Here is a 15,284-nt window from a genome sequence, read left to right on the forward strand (position 1 = left end):
CGCACGCCGACGCAGAGGCCGTTCGCTCGGCCCAACCGCGGCTGTTTGTCAGTCCAGCTCACGCGGCCCAATCGGCGGGGATCTGCTGGCTTGGTCATTTCAGGAGACCCTTCATTGCGAAGGTTGGGGTCGAGGCCAGCGCCGCCTTCTCCGCCTCCCTCACCGCCTCTTCTCTATTCACTCCGAGGGGCATCTGCTGGATCTTCTCGTGCAACTTCAAAATCGCATTCAGCAACATCTCCGGTCTCGGCGGACAACCCGGCAAATAAATATCCACCGGCACCACGTGATCGACCCCCTGCACGATCGCGTAGTTGTTGAACATCCCTCCCGACGAGGCGCACACACCCATCGCGAGGACCCACTTCGGCTCCGCCATCTGGTCGTAGACCTGCCGCAGCACCGGCGCCATCTTCTGGCTCACCCGACCCGCAACGATCATCAGATCCGCCTGCCGCGGTGACGCCCGAAACGCCTCCATGCCGAACCGTGCGATATCGAACTTGCCCGCACCCGTCGCCATCATCTCGATCGCACAGCAGGCAAGCCCGAACGTCACAGGCCACAACGAGCCTTTACGCGCGAAACCCGCCAACCCCTCGACAGTGCTCAGCAGAAAACCACTCGGCAGATTCTCTTCGAGACCCATGTCGACTTCTCTCCCTGACTCCTAGATCGGCCTTGCAACAGCCCGAGCGATCCACGCAACTAGTCCCAACTGAGACCACCTCGCCGCCACTCGTACGCGTACGCCACCGAGACGTTGAAAATGAACAAGCCCATCGCGAACAGACCGAAGAAGCCGAGCGCATCGAAATGCACAGCCCACGGATACAGAAAGACGATCTCGATATCGAAAATGATGAAAAGCATTGCGGTCAAGTAATATTTGACCGGGTAGCGACCGAAACCCATCGGCTGAGCAGCAGGCTCGATGCCGCACTCGTACGCCTCTAATTTGGCGCGGTTGTACCGCTTCGGACCAACGATGAGAGCCATGATCACCGAAAAACCGGCAAACCCCACGGCAATTGCGCCGAGGACCAAAATCGGAACGTAGGCGTTCATTGCAGACACCGCCCGTCGGACGACGCCAGGAAAGACCGGACGGTCGTTCTTCGGGTGTACGCAGAGAAAATTGCCGGGTGACTACCTAGTCCGAAATGCCAGACTCGGCCCATACGGCGCTCCTGCTCCGACGCTGTTCGAGCAAACTCCTCATGGCCCGAAAACTTCTCGCGCCCTGTCTATGTGAGCTATCACACAGCCTAGCGTTGATCCCCGTCAGCGCGTGTTCGTTTACCTAAACTATCGACTTTCGGGTGGGTCGCAGCAGCCCGACCACCGCACCTGCGAGCCTGATCGGATCGATCGGATGCGGAACAGCTGCCTCGGCCCGCGACCACGACGCCAGCCAGGCATCATCGGCCCTACCAGTAAGAACGAGGATCGGCGGGCAGTTGTCGATCTCGTCTTTGAGTTGCTTCGCGATCCCCATGCCGCCGACTGGGACGGCCTCGCCATCGAGAATCGCGAGGTCGATGCCACCCGCATCCATATTGGCTATGACGATGGCGGCGGTTGCCACTTCGACGTAGTCGAGTTGTGGAACGTCGGGGTGCGTGCGCTTTCCGAGTGCGCGCATCACCTGCTGGCGAGTGCTGGAATCGTCGCTGTAGACGAGGATCCGCACCCGCGCCGAGGTGTCGGTTTCAGCGGTCGAGTCGGTCACATCAGCGATGCTACCGGCGATGTGACGGCCGTCACGATCGCGTACCGTTTGCGACGTGATCGAACTGAAGGAATTGCTGACGAAGGCGACGAATTCCCTCTCCGCTGGGCGAGCATTCGGTCCGGCCTACGAGAAGGACGACGTGCTCGTGATCCCCGTCGCGTGGATTGCCGGTGGCGGTGGCGCGGGAGGTGGCGGATCCGACCCAGCCGCGACCGAAGAAGCCACGTCATCGGGCGAGGGCGCCGGCGCAGGCTTCGGTGGAGTGGTGTGGCCGCTCGGCGTCTACGCGGTGCACGACGGCGACGTCCGGTGGATTCCGGCTATCGACGTGACACGAATCGTCATGCTGGTCGCGGGCGTTGCCCAGGTTGCGTTCGCGCTTCGGCAGCGCCGATCCGCGAAAGGGCTTTCACAGTAGTAATTTCCGCATCCAGCTGCAACGTCGCCAATGGGTTACCGACCTCACATACCTGATCAGGTATGTGAGGTTCGGAATCGGCGAGCGAGGTGGCGGTGGATGCAATGACCAGCACTCCAAGAATCAGCACTGCTTCGGCAACGATTCCCGCGGCCATTGCAGTCGTCATAAGTCCGTCGAGTGCGACCATCGGGGTGTGGCCGGTCGCGTTCGAATGCTGATGTCCGCCAAGCGAACCGCTCGGGCCCGTTGCCATCATCGCAACGTGCAGTCCGATCATCCCGACTCCGCCGAGGGCCGCTCGCCGCCACACCGGCGGAGTCCCATCGCGCCACAGATGCAGGCCACAATGCAGGCACCAGCCTGCCATCGCGCCGAGAAGCACTGCTGCGAAGAATGATTCGCCGAGATAGAGCACGGCAAGCAGAACGTGCGCACCCGCCCCCGCAATCGTGAAGGCGGCAGCGACACGGCTGAACACCGAATTCACCGGACGACGGCACTCGGTTGATGCTGGGTGATGCAATGGATTCCGCCACCGCGCGCGAACAGTGCACGTGCGTCGACCGTCACCACCTTTCGCCCTGGGTAGACGTCCGACAGAATCCCGGCAGCGACGTCGTCGTTCGGATCGCCGAAGCTGCAGGCGACCACGCCGCCGTTCACGACGAGGTGGTTGATGTAGCTGTAGTCGACGTAGCCCTCTTCGTCACGCAATTCTTTCGGTGCCGGCACTCGCACGATGTCCCACTCGTTGCCCGCTGCGTCGGTCGACGCGGCGAGTGTGTCCGCAATGTGTTGTCCACGTGCGTGATCGGGATGGCTGGCGTCCAGCTGGTCGTGGACGAGAACGACGCCGGGTGACGGGATCGCGGCGACGATGTCCACGTGCCCGCGGGTTCCGAACCGTTCCTGGTCGCGCGCCAATCCGTACGGTAGCCAGATCACCTTCTTCGCGCCGATCGTGCGTGCCAACTCGGCCTCGACGTCGGCCTTGGACAGGTTCGGGTTGCGGCCGGGATCGAGCTGAACCGTCTCGGTGACCAAAACGGTCCCCGCCCCGTCGACCTGAATTCCACCGCCCTCGTTGACGAGTGGGGATGTGATCGCAACAGCGCCGGACGCCTCGGTGACGAACGCGCCGATCTTCGAGTCGAGATCCCACTGCGCCCAATCCTGCGCACCCCACCCGTTGAACACCCAGTCGACGGCGCCGAGCGTGGCAACTGCGCCGTCGTCCGACAACACGAACGTCGGTCCGATGTCGCGCATCCACGCGTCGTTGAGTGGCGCCTCGATCGTGTCGATGCTGCTCGACAGATAGCGGGCGGCGAAATCGACCTCGGCCGGATCGACGACAACGGTCACCGGTTCGAACTCCGCGATCGCGTGTGCGACTGCGGCCCAGGTGCTTCGGGCCTCGTGCTGCTCCTCGGCCGTGTCGCCGAGTGAGTAGCCCGTCGACGGGAACGCCATCCAGGTGCGGTCGTGTGGTTCGCCTTCGGCAGGCATCCGCCATTTCATGACTGCGCGCCGATCGGTGCGTCGGTGTCGACCGGTGCGGTGAGCGCGGCGTAGGTGTCGGGGCGCCGAGTCATCAGGAACGGGAACAGCGTCAGCCAATCCTGTCGCTGTGCCAGGTCGAGATCTGCGACCAGTACGGCAGATTCGTCACGGGGTGCCTGAACTAGGATGCGGCCGTACGGATCCGAGATGAACGACGAGCCGTAGAAGGTGATCAGACCCTCGGAACCGTGGCGATTGGGCGCGACCATAAACGTGCCGTTGGCGATCCCGTTGCCGACGATCACCTGCTGCCAGAGCGGCTGACTGTCGAAGTCGGGATGGTCGGGTTCGGACCCGATAGCCGTTGGATAGACCAGGATCTCCGCGCCTGCAAGGGAGTACAACCGGGCGACCTCGGGGAACCACTCGTCCCAGCAGGTCGGCATGCCGATCCTGGCACCGTCGAGTTGAGCGGGGGTGTGCACGGGGTAAGCGTCGGTCGCAGGACCACCACGGAAGTAGGTGTCCTCGTAGTATCCCGCTGTCACCGGGATGTGCAGCTTCCTGGTGCGCGCCAACAGTTCTCCGGTGGGCGAGACGAGGATCGCGGTGTTGAAGCCGAGGCCGTCCTCGGCATCCGCACGCTCGTAGAGCGAGGTGTGCACGACGATGTTGTGCGTCGCCGCGGCTTTCGCTGCGAAGGTGAACGTGGGGCCGGTCAGCAGATCCTCGGCAGTCGCGCTGGCGTTCGGGCCACCCGGGACGTCGGCCGGGTAGCGGCTCAAAGTGATCTCGGAGAGGAAGACCACCTTCGCGCCCAGCTTCGCAGCCTCGCCGATCGCGTCGGTCAATTCGGCCGCGAGCAACTCGGCATCGTCGTGCCAGAGATGCTGTACGACGCCGACTCGCAATGGCACCCGGTCGGTCTCCGTCACGCGAGTGAGGGACGCGGGCGGGGTCAGGGCGGTGATGGTCTGCATGGTGTGTTCCTTGGACGATCCGGGTGTCGGATAAAACGAATGCAATTCGTTAAGTATGGTGTGCGGAGGTTCACAACGCAAGACCCAACTTGAACGACCTGGAGGTTTCCGATGCCGCGGCCATCGCAGCCGATACTCTCGGCGGGCATCATCACCGACGCCGCATTGCGGGCGGTGGACAGCACTGGCGACTTCACGATGCCGGGCATCGCCGCGAAGCTGAGCGTGCGCCCGTCTTCGCTGTACAACCACGTCAGTGGCCGAGCCGAGATCATCGAGCTGATGCGATCGCGCGCGATGGCCGAGATCACGGTGGCGAGCGAGGAAGACGAGAATTGGAGCGACACCGTCGCGCGCCTGGCACGGGAGTACCGCCGCAGCTACGCCAAACATCCGCGTCTCATTCCGATCCTCACGTCGCAGACCGTCCGAACCGGCGTCGCCTTCGCGATGTACAACGCACTGGCACAAGCGTTTTCCGACGGCGGCTTCGCGCCGGAGCAGGTGCTGGCCGCCATCACGACGCTCGACAGCTTCGTCCTCGGATCCGCACTGGATCTCGCGGCGCCCGAAGAAGTGTGGGCTGACGTGCCCGATGCCAACGACGCGATGCGCGCGGCATTGGCGACCTCGACACCGAATCCCGAACGTGCGGATGCCGCCTTCGAATTCGGGCTCCGGACGCTCGTTGCGGGCTGGCTTGCGCAGTCGTGCGAGGCCGGCTGACCCTTACCGCTTGGCCACCGACTCCGGGGCAACATCTTCCACCAGCGGCGGCGTGTCGCGGGTCAGCGTCCGACCGAGGAAGAAGTCGGGGCTGCGGAAACGCATCACGACCATCAGGACGGCTCCGAGTAGCAGGATGCCGAAGCCCATGTAGAACACAAGTCCGATGCCGCCGATCTCCGCGCCGCTGCCGTTCTCGGGATCCATGCTCTCGCGAACCGAGATGACGAACACCGAGCCGAGCATGAGTCCGCCGAGCAGCGGGAACAGGAACTTGAACACGATGTTGCGCGCGCTGGTGAACAACTCCCTGCGGAAGAACCAGACACACGCGAAGGCGGTGATCCCGTAGTACCAGCAGATCATGATGCCAAGTGCCGCAATGGTATCGAGCAACGTCCGCTCGGAAAGCAGGGTGACGAGGGTGTAGAAGCTCGCGGTGACGACACCGGCAACGATGGTGCTGAATGTCGGTACCAGGAACCGGGGACTCACCTCGGCGAACTTTTTCGGGAAGGCACCGTAGGCACCCATGGCAAGCATGGTCCGGGCCGCAGGCAGGAACGTCGTCTGCAGGCTTGCGACCGACGACGCGAGCACGGCGAGGAACAGCAGCGGACCCGCCCAGCGGCCGAGCACGGGGTCGGCCAGCGCGCCGAAGACGTTGTCGGCGTTCTCCTCGTTGCCGAGCCCGAGGTCGGTTTCGCCAACGCCCGCGTACATCATCACGGCGACCGCAATGAGCAAGTAGGTCAACAGGATCGACAACACACACAGCAGTCCTGCGCGGCCGGGCACCTTCTTCGGGTCCTTCGATTCCTCACCCAACGTGAGACACGTGTCCCAGCCCCAGAACGCGAAGATCGATCCGGTCACGCCGATCACGAAGGCGCTCAATGCAAGTCCGGTGAACGGATTGAACCAGTCGATGTCGAAACTCAGATCTGCCGGTGCATCGCCGATCCCGACATGGACGAACGCAGTGACTGCGAACGCAAGCAGGATGATCATCTGGAATCCGACGAGGATGTACTGCACGCGCTCGCTCGTCGTAATTCCCCGGCTCGCAACCAGAGTCGCGATGGCGATGAACACCAACGTTGTTGCGATGTTGATGCCCTTGTTGTCGGCAAGGTCCGCGATGTCGGTGTTGTCGAAGATACGCGCGAAGAACAGGTAGAAGAACTCCACGGCTATCGCCGCAAGGTTGGACAGGACGATGATCGTCGCCATCACCATGCCCCAACCGCACATCCAGCCGATGTAGGAGCCGAATGCCTTGGTGGACCACGTGAACGACGCACCGCAGTCGGGTGCGCGGGAATTCAGCTCACGATAGGCGTAGGCGGTTAGGAACATCGGAATGAAGCCCGCGATCAGGATCGCAGGCATCTTCAGACCGACCGCCGCGACGATCAAGCCGATGCTTGCCGTCAGCGTGTAGCCGGGGGCAACCGAGGAAATTCCCAGCACGGCACCGGACAAGGTGCCGATCTTGCCAGGCGCGAGACCTTTGGAAACGAGTCCCTCCGCCGCAGGCGTCGCCGTAGGCGTGGTCGAACCGCTGTTGTCGATCATTTGAGCTCCTCTTTCGGAACCACGACCATCGGGACCTGCAGGACGCGCAGCATCTTCGCCGCGGTGGAGCCGAGGAACAGGCGGCGGGGTTGAGCGAGTCGGCTGGAGCCGACCATGATCAGGTCACCGTCGTGCCACTCGAGCTTGTTGACGGCTGCCTCGACCGTCGGGCCGTCGGTGATGACCGATGTCACCGGGAAGTCTTCCGGCAGATAGGACTTCGCGATCTTGAGATTCTCGTGCGCGTGCACCACAGCGCGCTCGCGGAAGGTATCGGCGGTGTCGTCGCTGCGTCGCACCCCTTCCAACGGGTCCAACGCGATCAACGACACCAGTCGCAGCGGGGTGCCGCTCGCCTCACTGGCTTGCAGTGCGGTGTCGAGCAGCAGGTCGGCACCCGGCCGACTGCCGATCGCACACGTGACCTCGCGGATCCCGGTGACCTTCGAATGCCGTTCGCCGCGCGGGGCGAGGGCGAGTGGCACGTTCGCCGAGTGCAGTAGGTCGCTCGTCACCGAACCGATCGAGTGACGCCCGATCAGCCCGTCACCGGCAGCACCGACCACGATCGCGGCGGCCTCGATCTTGTTCGCCTCTTCGAGCAGGCCTTCGGCGAACGACTCGTTGAAGATGAGGTGCGACGTCGCCTCGATGCCGTCCGGCACCGACTCCACCGCAGCTGCGAGCCATTTCTGTGCTTGCTCGGCGAGCATGTCGTCGTAGCTGGCGTTGGATTGAATGAGTTCCGCCAGCGGTCGATCCGGCGGCAGCACCATGCAGATATCCAACGCGGCGTTCAGAGTTCGGGCCAGCCGGACGCCGAGCGCGAGTCCGTCTTCGCCGCTGGGGGTGGCGAGATAGGCGACTACTAACCTCATGGGCTCTTCGATTCTGCAGCAGGGTCGAGGGGTAGGAGTGAAGGTGAACAGCGTCAGGTGTCAGTGGTGGTGATGGTCACCGTCCGCACCCTCGGCATGGCAGGCCTTCGGGGGCGTAGGCGCTACGTCGATCGATGGATTGCGATCGAAGAAGCCGACCGGTTTGAGCCAGAAGTTCACCGTGTCGACCGGCATGATCGGCCAGTCCTCGGGTCGGGTGATGTGATGAATCCCGAACACGTACCAGAGCACCACGTCGGTGTTCTCGATCGAGCGGTTCGCTTCGGTCCACTCGGGCAGACCGTGGTCGACCTTGCTCTGATTCACGAATTCGCCTGCGGGCCAGCGTTCGTCGGGGGAGTTCGGCGTGACCCACAGCGTGTGCTCGATCGCGCGGCAGCGGGCGAGGACTGGTGACTTCGGATCGAACATGGCAGGTATCGCGGCGCCGGGCACCAGCTTGTATGCCGGTGAGGTACCGATGCCGTTCTTGGTGTTGTCGTTGACGACCTTCCAGGCCCGCTGGCTGTTCCAGTCGAAGTCCTGTTTACCTTCGGCTTCGGTCCGAAGCGGAGTGTTCTTCTGCCGCAGCGACAATCCGTACGGATTGTCCGGACCCATCGGCACGATTTCGGTTTCCGTTGCGTAGACGGTGTTTTCGGTGCCGTCGACGTCGAGGTCCATCCGCGCGACCAGGAAGTGCTGGTGGTATGGCGCGTAGGTGCGGTTGTCGACCAACGTGCCGTGCGGATGTGTGCCACCTTCGTCGAAGTGGCTTACGACCATGATTCCCGTTGCGCGGACCTCACATTCGATGTTGCCGTCCTGATAGAAGCGCCAGTACGTGAGGTATTCGTAGTTCGCGACCGTGACATGGAGCGAGACGGTGAGCCGACGCATACGCCGCACTTCGGCACCCGCGTGGTGGTCGACGTGCTTCCACAGGACCGCGTTGTCCTCCTCGTGGATGCAGATCGCGTTCTTGATCGTGTAGGGCTCGCCCTTGCTGTTGTGCAGTACCGCATCGAGGTAGCGAATTTCGCCGAGACAGTCGCACCCGAGTTCGAGTGAGGTTGTCATGAAGCCGATGCCCCACTCGCCGATGTCGAAAGCTGTTCTGCGGTAATGATCGTCGCAGTGGTCGCGGTAGGGAACCATCATCTCGGCGAACGACAGTCGGTTGGCGATCGGGCGGACCCGGCCGTTGTCATTGTAGGAGATCGCGTGCAGGGTCATACCCTCGCGGTAGTTGAACCCGACGCGTAGCGACCAGTTCTGCCACTCGAGCTTGTTGCCCTCCAGCGTGAACGACGGACCTTCAGGTTGGGTGATTTCGAGGGGCTGCAACGGTTCCCGGGTGCTGGCATTGCGAATTCGCTCGGGGATGTGGCGGGGAACGTACTCGCCCATGATCTCCGGCTTGTCGACGGTGAACGTGTCTTCGATCTCGAGCAGTTCCATGGTGTTGACGTCGATGACGCAGTGGAATCCGTTGACCGGACCCGCGTAGGGGTTGGCACCGTCGGCAGCCTTCACCCAGGTGTCGGACCAGCCGAGCCTGCGGCCCTTGTACTTCTCCGGCATGACGACGTCGCCGTAGGTCCAGGTGTCCATGAACACCATGCTCATGTCGGTGACGCCACGCTTAGCCAGTGCCGCAACGACATCGGGGTGATTGCGTAGAGCTTCGTCGCACTCGACCCATTCGTCGACGGTGAAGTTGGCCTGTTCACCAGGAATGTGATTCCACTCGAGTACCGAACCGCTGGTGAGCGAAACGACCGCCTTGTAGGTCTTGTTCTCGGCGCGTTCGAAGCAGACGACGACGGCTCGGCGGTCCGGCACGGTGCCGTCGCGGTCGAAGGCTGCGACATCGGCTTTCGGCGGTTCCACGAGTTCGATCGAGGCATAACGCCATCCGGGACCGACGCCATGCGCAGCGTTGAGCAGACTTGCTGTCCTGCCGAACTCGTCGGATGTAAGCGGATCGAGCGGATGGAATGTGTCTGCCACGGGAGGCTCCCTGCCGGAGAAGTGTTGTGCGAATGGATATTCGAAAGGTGGAGCTCGTCAGTCGTGCGAGCTCATCACGTGCTTGAGCCGGGTGTAGTCCTCGACACCGTATGCCGAAAGGTCTTTGCCGTACCCGGAATACTTGAAACCGCCGTGCGGCATTTCTGCCACGAGCGGGATGTGGCAGTTGATCCACACACAGCCGAAATCGAGTGCGCGCGTCAGTCGCTCGGCCGTGGCGTGGTCCTTGGTCCAGACGCTCGACGCGAGACCGAACCGCACGTCGTTCGCGTACTGGATGGCCTGAGCTTCGTCGGTGAACGGTTGCACCGTCAACACCGGTCCGAAGGTCTCCTCCTGCACGATGTCATCCTTCTGGTCGACACCGGTGATGATGGTCGGCGCGAAGAAGAAGCCTTTGTCACCCAAGCGCTTTCCACCGGTGACGATCGTTGCGTGCGCGGGGATCGCATCGACCTTCTTGGTGACTTCGGTGAAGTGGTTGATGTTGTTGAGCGGACCGTAGAACGAGTCCGGATCATCGGGTAGCCCTGGCTGCAAGGACTTCGACTTCTCGACAAGCGCATCGACGAGCTGATCGTGAATCGATTCGTGAACGAGCACGCGGGTTGCCGCGGTGCAGTCCTGGCCGCCGTTGAAGAACGCGGCCTCCGCGATTCCACTTGCGGCCTTGTCGATGTCGGCGTCGGCGAAGACGACGGCCGGTGCCTTGCCGCCGAGTTCGAGGTGCGCACGCTTGAGTTGCTGTGCGGCGGAGACGGCGACGGCGATGCCCGCGCGGACGGAGCCGGTGATCGACACGAGACCGAGTGCGGGATGGCCGACGAGCGCGGCACCCGTGCCGCCGTTGCCGAGCACGACGTTGAAGACCCCGTCGGGGAGGATTCCCTTCGTGAGCCTCGCGAGCACGAGTGTGCTTTCGGGTGTGGTGTCACTGGGTTTGAGAACGATCGTGTTGCCTGCGGCCAGCGCTGGGCCGATCTTCCAGATGGCCATCATGAACGGGTAGTTCCACGGGGTCACCTGGCCGACGATGCCTATCGGTTCACGGCGAACGTAGGAGGTGAAGCCATCCATGAATTCGCCTGCCGACTTGCCCTCGATGATGCGCGCGGCGCCTGCGAAGAAGCGAACCTGGTCTGCGCTGACAGCGATCTCTTCGGCGGCGATCACGGACTTCGGCTGACCGGTATTGCGGCACTGAGCTTCTACCAGTTCGTCGGTGTGCGCGTCGATCGCATCGGCAAGTTTGAGCAACGCCTTCTGGCGCTCGTTCGGAGTCGTTCGGCTCCAGGCCTCGAAGGCCCGCTGCGCGGCGTCGACCGCTGCTTTCACGTCGGCTTCGTTCGATATCGGAGCATGCCCGACGACAGACTCGTCGACAGGGTTGATCAGGTCGAGGGTTTCGGTGGCGCTTGAGGCCACAAATTCGCCGTTGATGTAGTTCTCGAGCACAGCGGTCGGCATGATGCACCGTTCATCTCGCAGGGACGTGTTGTTGTCTGGAACCGTTCTGGACTTAGTGTGCTCTGTGTCACTTACATGATCACTTGACAAGATGGACAAACTTTCAATCGATCTTCGACAATATGTACACTTCGGATGGTGAACGTTCCTGTCGCCTGGGTGCTCGGCCAGTCCGATCTTGCGCTGGCGCTCAAAGGCGGTTCGGCAGGCGTCGAACGCGAGATAAATCTGGCGCTCGCGACCGAACTGCCCAACCCGTTCCGCTGGCTCTCGGGCGGAGAGTTGTTGCTCACCACTGGAATTCGATTGGCCGACACCTCCGAGGAGCGTGTCGCCTACCTCCGCGGACTTGACGCATGCAACGTCGCTGCGGTCGGGTTCGGTACCGGCCTGACCCACCCGACCGTCCCCGACGATCTGGTACGGGCAGCCGACGAGATCGGTCTGCCGCTGTTCGAGGTGCCGCTGCGGACGCCGTTCGCGGCAGTGGTGAAGCGGGTGACCGCGCGCCTTGCCGAGCAGCAGTACGACGCGGTGTTGCGGGCCTCGCGTGCGCAGCCGCGGATGACCCGAGCGGTGGTGTTCGGAGGGGCGCAAGCCATCGTTCGGGAACTGGCGCGATCGTTGGCGTCGAAGGTGCTTGTGCTCGACCCGTCGGGCCGGGTTGTGGAGAGCCATCCGAAGTCGCTGGATGCGGCGTTGCTCGCCGAGATCAAGGAGGCGCTCGCGAGCGATACCTCGACGGCGTCGAGCAGTGTGTCGCTGGACAAGACGGGCGCCGCGATCACCCATCAGCGCATCAGTGTCGGCAGCGACGACCACGGCGACTTGGTTGTGGTGAGCAAATTGCCGCTCAGCCACATCGATCAAATCCTGCTCGGACATGCCAACTCGTTGCTCGCGCTCGATTTCGAGAAGCCTGCCAGGCTGCAGGCAGCGCAGAACAAACTGAACAGCCACGCGCTCGGTCTGCTGCTGAGCACCGAAGCCGACCTTGCCCCAGCATGGGCCCAGCTTGCGGCGGCGGCAGACTCGCGCAACAACATTCGGGTCCTCGCTGCGTCGTGTGAGACCGCGTCGGCGACGAAAGTCGTTGCTGCGGCTCTGGAGGAGGCGATGAGCCGCGCGGGACACTCGTTGTTCATGCAGTCCAACGACCGGCAGGTGATCGTGGTGCTGCCGGGTAGCGAAGACGCAGCGTTCGCGCGGCGGGTGTCGACAGGGATCTCGAGCTCGGTGCGCAAGTTGATCCGGGTCGGGGTCAGCGGTGTGCATCCCGTCGACCAGGTCGTCGCCGCGGTCGACAACGCCAAGCTTGCGGCGTCCGCGGCCGAACGAGGTGGACTACCGCTGGAGTTCTCGGCGCTGACGGGGCAAGCCCTGCTGTCGTTCGATGCGAGTCGGCGCATCCTCAACGCGGTCGCTGACACGATGCTGACGCCCGTCGAGGACTACGACCGCAGCAACGGCACCGAACTGCTGGCATCGTTGCGCGCCTTCCTCGAGGCAAACGGGCACTGGGAATCCGCCGCCGCAGCAACAGGAGTCCATCGGCACACCCTGCGTAAGCGCATCTCGCAGACCGAGGCGCTGCTCGGCTGCAACCTCGACATCGCTCGCGTGCGGGCCGAGTTGCTGCTCGCCATCATGGCGCGAGGAAGCTGAATCGGCGGCGCCATTCCTCCCGCTGGCCGCGTCGGCAGGTGCACAATCGGTGACTTGGCCGAATACTCTGTCAATACAGCTGCGGTGGCGCACGCCGAGCGGCTGATCGATGCGCGGCAATACGTTCTTGATAGCGACTGGGGCGAAGTCCAGCCGAATGCCAAGGCGCAGAACGACTTTCTCGAATCGCACTCCTGGGACGACTACGCCGGATGGCGTCTGGGCCTTACCGAGGGCGCAACGGAGGAGACCAAGGCGCGATACGCGTTCGTATTCGGCGACTTTCGCAGAGTGCACCGCACGGCGTTGATCGCGTGCGTGTACCGAGCAGCCGAATGGCGGCACAAAGACGTCGAGCTCGCGGCGCACGAGCTACTGCAGCGCTTGGACAAGATCAGCGGGGCTTGACGTGGTCGGCCTGGTAGCAGGTCAGGCGTGGGTACTATTCGAGCAATAGATGTAGATGTCAGTTGGAGGTCGAATGGCGGTGTCTGGACACAAGGATCGTGATCCCGATCCGTCCACAGCTGTCGGCCTACGCATCCGTGCCGTCCGCAAGGCGCAACGGATGACGATCGAATCTCTCGCAGAGGCAAGCGGACTCACCAAGAGCTTTCTGTCGAAGGTCGAGCGAGGCAAGTCGACTGCGTCGGTCGCGGCGTTGCTCAGGATCAGCGAAGCGCTCACGATTCCGCTGTCGAATCTGTTCGAGACTTCCGCGACCCGCAGCGTCGTACGCGCGGGGGAGTACCCGGCGATCGGGTTCGGCGGTCATGACATTGCCGAGTTCCTGCTGACGCCGCAATCCGAGCGGCGTGTTCAGGTACTGCTCTCCAAGATCGAACCCGGCGGAGGTAGCGGTGCCGAACCGTATCCGCTGCCCGGTGAGGTCGAGTTCGTGTTCGTCGTCGGTGGTCGTCTGGAGGTCAGCTTCTCCGACGGTGTCGTCGTACTCGGGCAGGGTGATGCGCTGACCTTCGATCCGGCCTCGCCACGCGCGTTTTCGGTGCCGAAGGGCGAACCGATGACGACCGTGCTGTGGATGATCTGCCCGGCGCTGCCACATTCGGGCTACCGGGCCTAGGCCCGGTTGGCCGCCAGTATCGAAATCAGTTCGTACGCAACGTGTGACGCGGCGACACCGGTGATCTCGGCGTGGTCGTACACCGGAGCGACCTCGACGATGTCGGCGCCGACGACGTTGAGGCCTTTCAATCCGCGCAACGTGTTGAGCAGTTCGCGACTCGTCAGGCCGCCCGCTTCGGGAGTACCGGTTCCGGGTGCGTGTGCCGGATCGAGCACGTCGATGTCGATCGAGACGTAGACGGGTCCGTCGCCGAGGCGTGCCCGCATCCGATCGACCGCTCCGCGAACCCCGTCGACCTCGTAGTCGTCGGCCCGGACGATCTGGAATCCGAGCGCTGTGTCGTCCTCCAGATCTGCCGCGGAGTAGAGCGGTCCGCGAATGCCCATGTGCTGGCAGTGCTCGAGGTCGAGCAGGCCTTCTTCGCTCGCCCGACGAAACGGAGTGCCGTGGGTGTAGGGCGCGCCGAAGTAGGTGTCCCACGTGTCGAGGTGGGCGTCGAAGTGCAACACCGAGATCGGGCCGTGCATCCGGTGCAGTGTGCGCAGCAGCGGCAACGCGATCGTGTGGTCGCCGCCGAGCGTCACGAGCGTCGATCCGTCGGCCTGCAGCGCCTCGGACTCGCTGGCGATCGTCGAGATTGCCTCGTTCAGATCGAACGGATTGACCGCGATGTCGCCGGCGTCGGCGACCTGCTGAACGCCGAACGGGTGGACGTCCTGCGCCGGGTTGTACGGCCGCAGCAGTTTCGACGACGCACGAATGTGGCTTGGACCGAAGCGCGCACCCGGTCGGTAGCTGACACCCGAGTCGAAGGGAATGCCGACGACGAGAACGTCCGGGCGCGAAACCTCGTCGGCGCGGGGGAGTCGCGCGAACGTCTCGGGTCCGCAGTAGCGAGGAACTCGCGATGCATCGACCGGACCGATGAAGTTGCGTTGCTGGTCGGCTGACATGGTGCCACCCTTTCGATGGTCGGTGCGCGTGAAGTTGTGCATTAGTCAACTCTTGTGTCCTGGATGTGGCAAGGGTTTTCGCGCAGGTCTTACCTACTCGCGAGTAGTTCCAGACCTTCGTGTGGCCTTATAGGACACAAGGGTTGACAGGAGGTGTCGTAGGCTCTCAAGATAGACGTCAATCACATCGTGACCGGCCTGATCGTCACTATCGACGGTCGAAAGCAGGGAGTAAGTGCGTCCATCACCCGCCCATC

Annotated in this window: 16 protein-coding genes; 5 read left to right on the forward strand and 11 right to left on the reverse strand. The window is 63.2% G+C overall.

Annotated features, from left to right (window positions below; genetic code table 11):
• Window positions 1-94 precede the first annotated feature (94 nt).
• The 3 genes from ACHIRB_RS15795 to ACHIRB_RS15805 all read right to left on the reverse strand — a co-directional run bounded on the left by ACHIRB_RS15795 (window position 95) and on the right by ACHIRB_RS15805 (window position 1,732).
• A complete protein-coding gene (locus tag ACHIRB_RS15795) occupies window positions 95-649 on the reverse strand; it encodes a NuoB/complex I 20 kDa subunit family protein (protein ID WP_199703313.1) in 555 nt (184 codons plus the stop codon).
• Window positions 650-708: 59 nt separating this feature from the next.
• Window positions 709-1,068, reverse strand: a complete 360-nt coding sequence (locus tag ACHIRB_RS15800; RefSeq protein WP_199703312.1) for an NADH-quinone oxidoreductase subunit A — start codon at window positions 1,066-1,068, stop codon at window positions 709-711.
• 235 nt (window positions 1,069-1,303) lie between these two features.
• A complete protein-coding gene (locus ACHIRB_RS15805) occupies window positions 1,304-1,732 on the reverse strand; it encodes an Rv3143 family two-component system response regulator (RefSeq protein ID WP_395112081.1) in 429 nt (142 codons plus the stop codon).
• Between the two features lie 55 nt (window positions 1,733-1,787).
• On the opposite strand from ACHIRB_RS15805, the gene ACHIRB_RS15810 reads away from it, so the two are divergent.
• Window positions 1,788-2,153 (forward strand): spore germination protein GerW family protein, encoded by a 366-nt coding sequence (locus tag ACHIRB_RS15810; protein WP_395112080.1) that lies wholly within the window; start codon window positions 1,788-1,790, stop codon window positions 2,151-2,153.
• Here the strand turns inward: ACHIRB_RS15810 and ACHIRB_RS15815 are convergent.
• The 3 genes from ACHIRB_RS15815 to ACHIRB_RS15825 are packed head-to-tail and all read right to left on the reverse strand — an operon-like array spanning window position 2,077 to window position 4,639.
• Window positions 2,077-2,643 carry a hypothetical protein gene (locus tag ACHIRB_RS15815; protein ID WP_395112079.1) on the reverse strand — a complete coding sequence of 189 codons (567 nt, stop codon included), beginning with the start codon at window positions 2,641-2,643 and terminating at the stop codon, window positions 2,077-2,079. The genes ACHIRB_RS15810 and ACHIRB_RS15815 overlap by 77 nt on opposite strands.
• The gene (locus tag ACHIRB_RS15820; RefSeq protein ID WP_395112077.1) at window positions 2,640-3,677 is read right to left on the reverse strand and encodes an agmatine deiminase family protein; all 1,038 of its coding nucleotides are present in this window, start codon (window positions 3,675-3,677) and stop codon (window positions 2,640-2,642) included. Before ACHIRB_RS15820 ends, ACHIRB_RS15815 begins: the two co-directional genes overlap by 4 nt.
• Complete coding sequence (locus tag ACHIRB_RS15825; RefSeq protein WP_395112076.1) at window positions 3,674-4,639, reverse strand: nitrilase-related carbon-nitrogen hydrolase; 966 nt, start codon at window positions 4,637-4,639, stop codon at window positions 3,674-3,676. Before ACHIRB_RS15825 ends, ACHIRB_RS15820 begins: the two co-directional genes overlap by 4 nt.
• Window positions 4,640-4,750: 111 nt before the next feature.
• Between ACHIRB_RS15825 and ACHIRB_RS15830 the strand changes: the two genes are divergently transcribed.
• The gene (locus ACHIRB_RS15830; RefSeq protein ID WP_395112074.1) at window positions 4,751-5,365 is read left to right on the forward strand and encodes a TetR/AcrR family transcriptional regulator C-terminal domain-containing protein; all 615 of its coding nucleotides are present in this window, start codon (window positions 4,751-4,753) and stop codon (window positions 5,363-5,365) included.
• 3 nt (window positions 5,366-5,368) lie between these two features.
• Here the strand turns inward: ACHIRB_RS15830 and ACHIRB_RS15835 are convergent, their stop codons facing one another.
• From ACHIRB_RS15835 to ACHIRB_RS15850, 4 genes are read right to left on the reverse strand one after another with little or no spacing between them, the layout of a single operon-like run.
• Window positions 5,369-6,943: an APC family permease gene (locus ACHIRB_RS15835; protein ID WP_395112073.1), complete on the reverse strand. Its 1,575-nt coding sequence runs from the start codon at window positions 6,941-6,943 to the stop codon at window positions 5,369-5,371.
• Window positions 6,940-7,821, reverse strand: coding sequence for a universal stress protein (locus ACHIRB_RS15840; RefSeq protein ID WP_395112072.1), 882 nt, complete (start codon window positions 7,819-7,821; stop codon window positions 6,940-6,942). The genes ACHIRB_RS15835 and ACHIRB_RS15840 overlap by 4 nt, the downstream gene beginning before the upstream one ends.
• Before the next feature lie 60 nt (window positions 7,822-7,881).
• Window positions 7,882-9,834 carry a primary-amine oxidase gene (locus ACHIRB_RS15845; RefSeq protein ID WP_395124047.1) on the reverse strand — a complete coding sequence of 651 codons (1,953 nt, stop codon included), beginning with the start codon at window positions 9,832-9,834 and terminating at the stop codon, window positions 7,882-7,884.
• 57 nt (window positions 9,835-9,891) lie between these two features.
• Window positions 9,892-11,322 carry a gamma-aminobutyraldehyde dehydrogenase gene (locus ACHIRB_RS15850; protein WP_395112069.1) on the reverse strand — a complete coding sequence of 477 codons (1,431 nt, stop codon included), beginning with the start codon at window positions 11,320-11,322 and terminating at the stop codon, window positions 9,892-9,894.
• A gap of 135 nt (window positions 11,323-11,457) precedes the next feature.
• Between ACHIRB_RS15850 and ACHIRB_RS15855 the strand changes: the two genes are divergently transcribed.
• The 3 genes from ACHIRB_RS15855 to ACHIRB_RS15865 all read left to right on the forward strand — a co-directional run bounded on the left by ACHIRB_RS15855 (window position 11,458) and on the right by ACHIRB_RS15865 (window position 14,071).
• Complete coding sequence (locus ACHIRB_RS15855; protein ID WP_395112068.1) at window positions 11,458-12,987, forward strand: PucR family transcriptional regulator; 1,530 nt, start codon at window positions 11,458-11,460, stop codon at window positions 12,985-12,987.
• A gap of 54 nt (window positions 12,988-13,041) precedes the next feature.
• Window positions 13,042-13,395, forward strand: a complete 354-nt coding sequence (locus ACHIRB_RS15860) for a hypothetical protein (RefSeq protein WP_395112067.1) — start codon at window positions 13,042-13,044, stop codon at window positions 13,393-13,395.
• A gap of 73 nt (window positions 13,396-13,468) precedes the next feature.
• Window positions 13,469-14,071 (forward strand): helix-turn-helix domain-containing protein, encoded by a 603-nt coding sequence (locus tag ACHIRB_RS15865; RefSeq protein ID WP_199703299.1) that lies wholly within the window; start codon window positions 13,469-13,471, stop codon window positions 14,069-14,071.
• On the opposite strand, the gene speB is transcribed toward ACHIRB_RS15865, so the two are convergent.
• Window positions 14,068-15,027: an agmatinase gene (speB, locus tag ACHIRB_RS15870; RefSeq protein WP_199703298.1), complete on the reverse strand. Its 960-nt coding sequence runs from the start codon at window positions 15,025-15,027 to the stop codon at window positions 14,068-14,070. The two genes, ACHIRB_RS15865 and speB, sit on opposite strands and share 4 nt — an antisense overlap.
• Window positions 15,028-15,284 lie beyond the last annotated feature (257 nt).

Source organism: Antrihabitans spumae (assembly GCF_043944905.1).
In the GTDB taxonomy this organism is placed as follows: Bacteria; Actinomycetota; Actinomycetes; order Mycobacteriales; family Mycobacteriaceae; genus Antrihabitans; species Antrihabitans spumae.

Excerpts from the sequence above, each read along its gene's own strand:
- ACHIRB_RS15825 (WP_395112076.1), bottom strand. The coding sequence starts at position 4,639 with ATGCAGACCATCACCGCCCTGACCCCGCCCGCGTCCCTCACTCGCGTG.
- ACHIRB_RS15795 (WP_199703313.1), bottom strand. The coding sequence starts at position 649 with ATGGGTCTCGAAGAGAATCTGCCGAGTGGTTTTCTGCTGAGCACTGTC.
- ACHIRB_RS15865 (WP_199703299.1), top strand. The coding sequence starts at position 13,469 with ATGGCGGTGTCTGGACACAAGGATCGTGATCCCGATCCGTCCACAGCT.
- ACHIRB_RS15820 (WP_395112077.1), bottom strand. The coding sequence starts at position 3,677 with ATGAAATGGCGGATGCCTGCCGAAGGCGAACCACACGACCGCACCTGG.
- ACHIRB_RS15850 (WP_395112069.1), bottom strand. The coding sequence starts at position 11,322 with ATGCCGACCGCTGTGCTCGAGAACTACATCAACGGCGAATTTGTGGCC.
- ACHIRB_RS15800 (WP_199703312.1), bottom strand. The coding sequence starts at position 1,068 with ATGAACGCCTACGTTCCGATTTTGGTCCTCGGCGCAATTGCCGTGGGG.
- ACHIRB_RS15830 (WP_395112074.1), top strand. The coding sequence starts at position 4,751 with ATGCCGCGGCCATCGCAGCCGATACTCTCGGCGGGCATCATCACCGAC.
- speB (WP_199703298.1), bottom strand. The coding sequence starts at position 15,027 with ATGTCAGCCGACCAGCAACGCAACTTCATCGGTCCGGTCGATGCATCG.
- ACHIRB_RS15855 (WP_395112068.1), top strand. The coding sequence starts at position 11,458 with ATGGTGAACGTTCCTGTCGCCTGGGTGCTCGGCCAGTCCGATCTTGCG.
- ACHIRB_RS15840 (WP_395112072.1), bottom strand. The coding sequence starts at position 7,821 with ATGAGGTTAGTAGTCGCCTATCTCGCCACCCCCAGCGGCGAAGACGGA.
- ACHIRB_RS15835 (WP_395112073.1), bottom strand. The coding sequence starts at position 6,943 with ATGATCGACAACAGCGGTTCGACCACGCCTACGGCGACGCCTGCGGCG.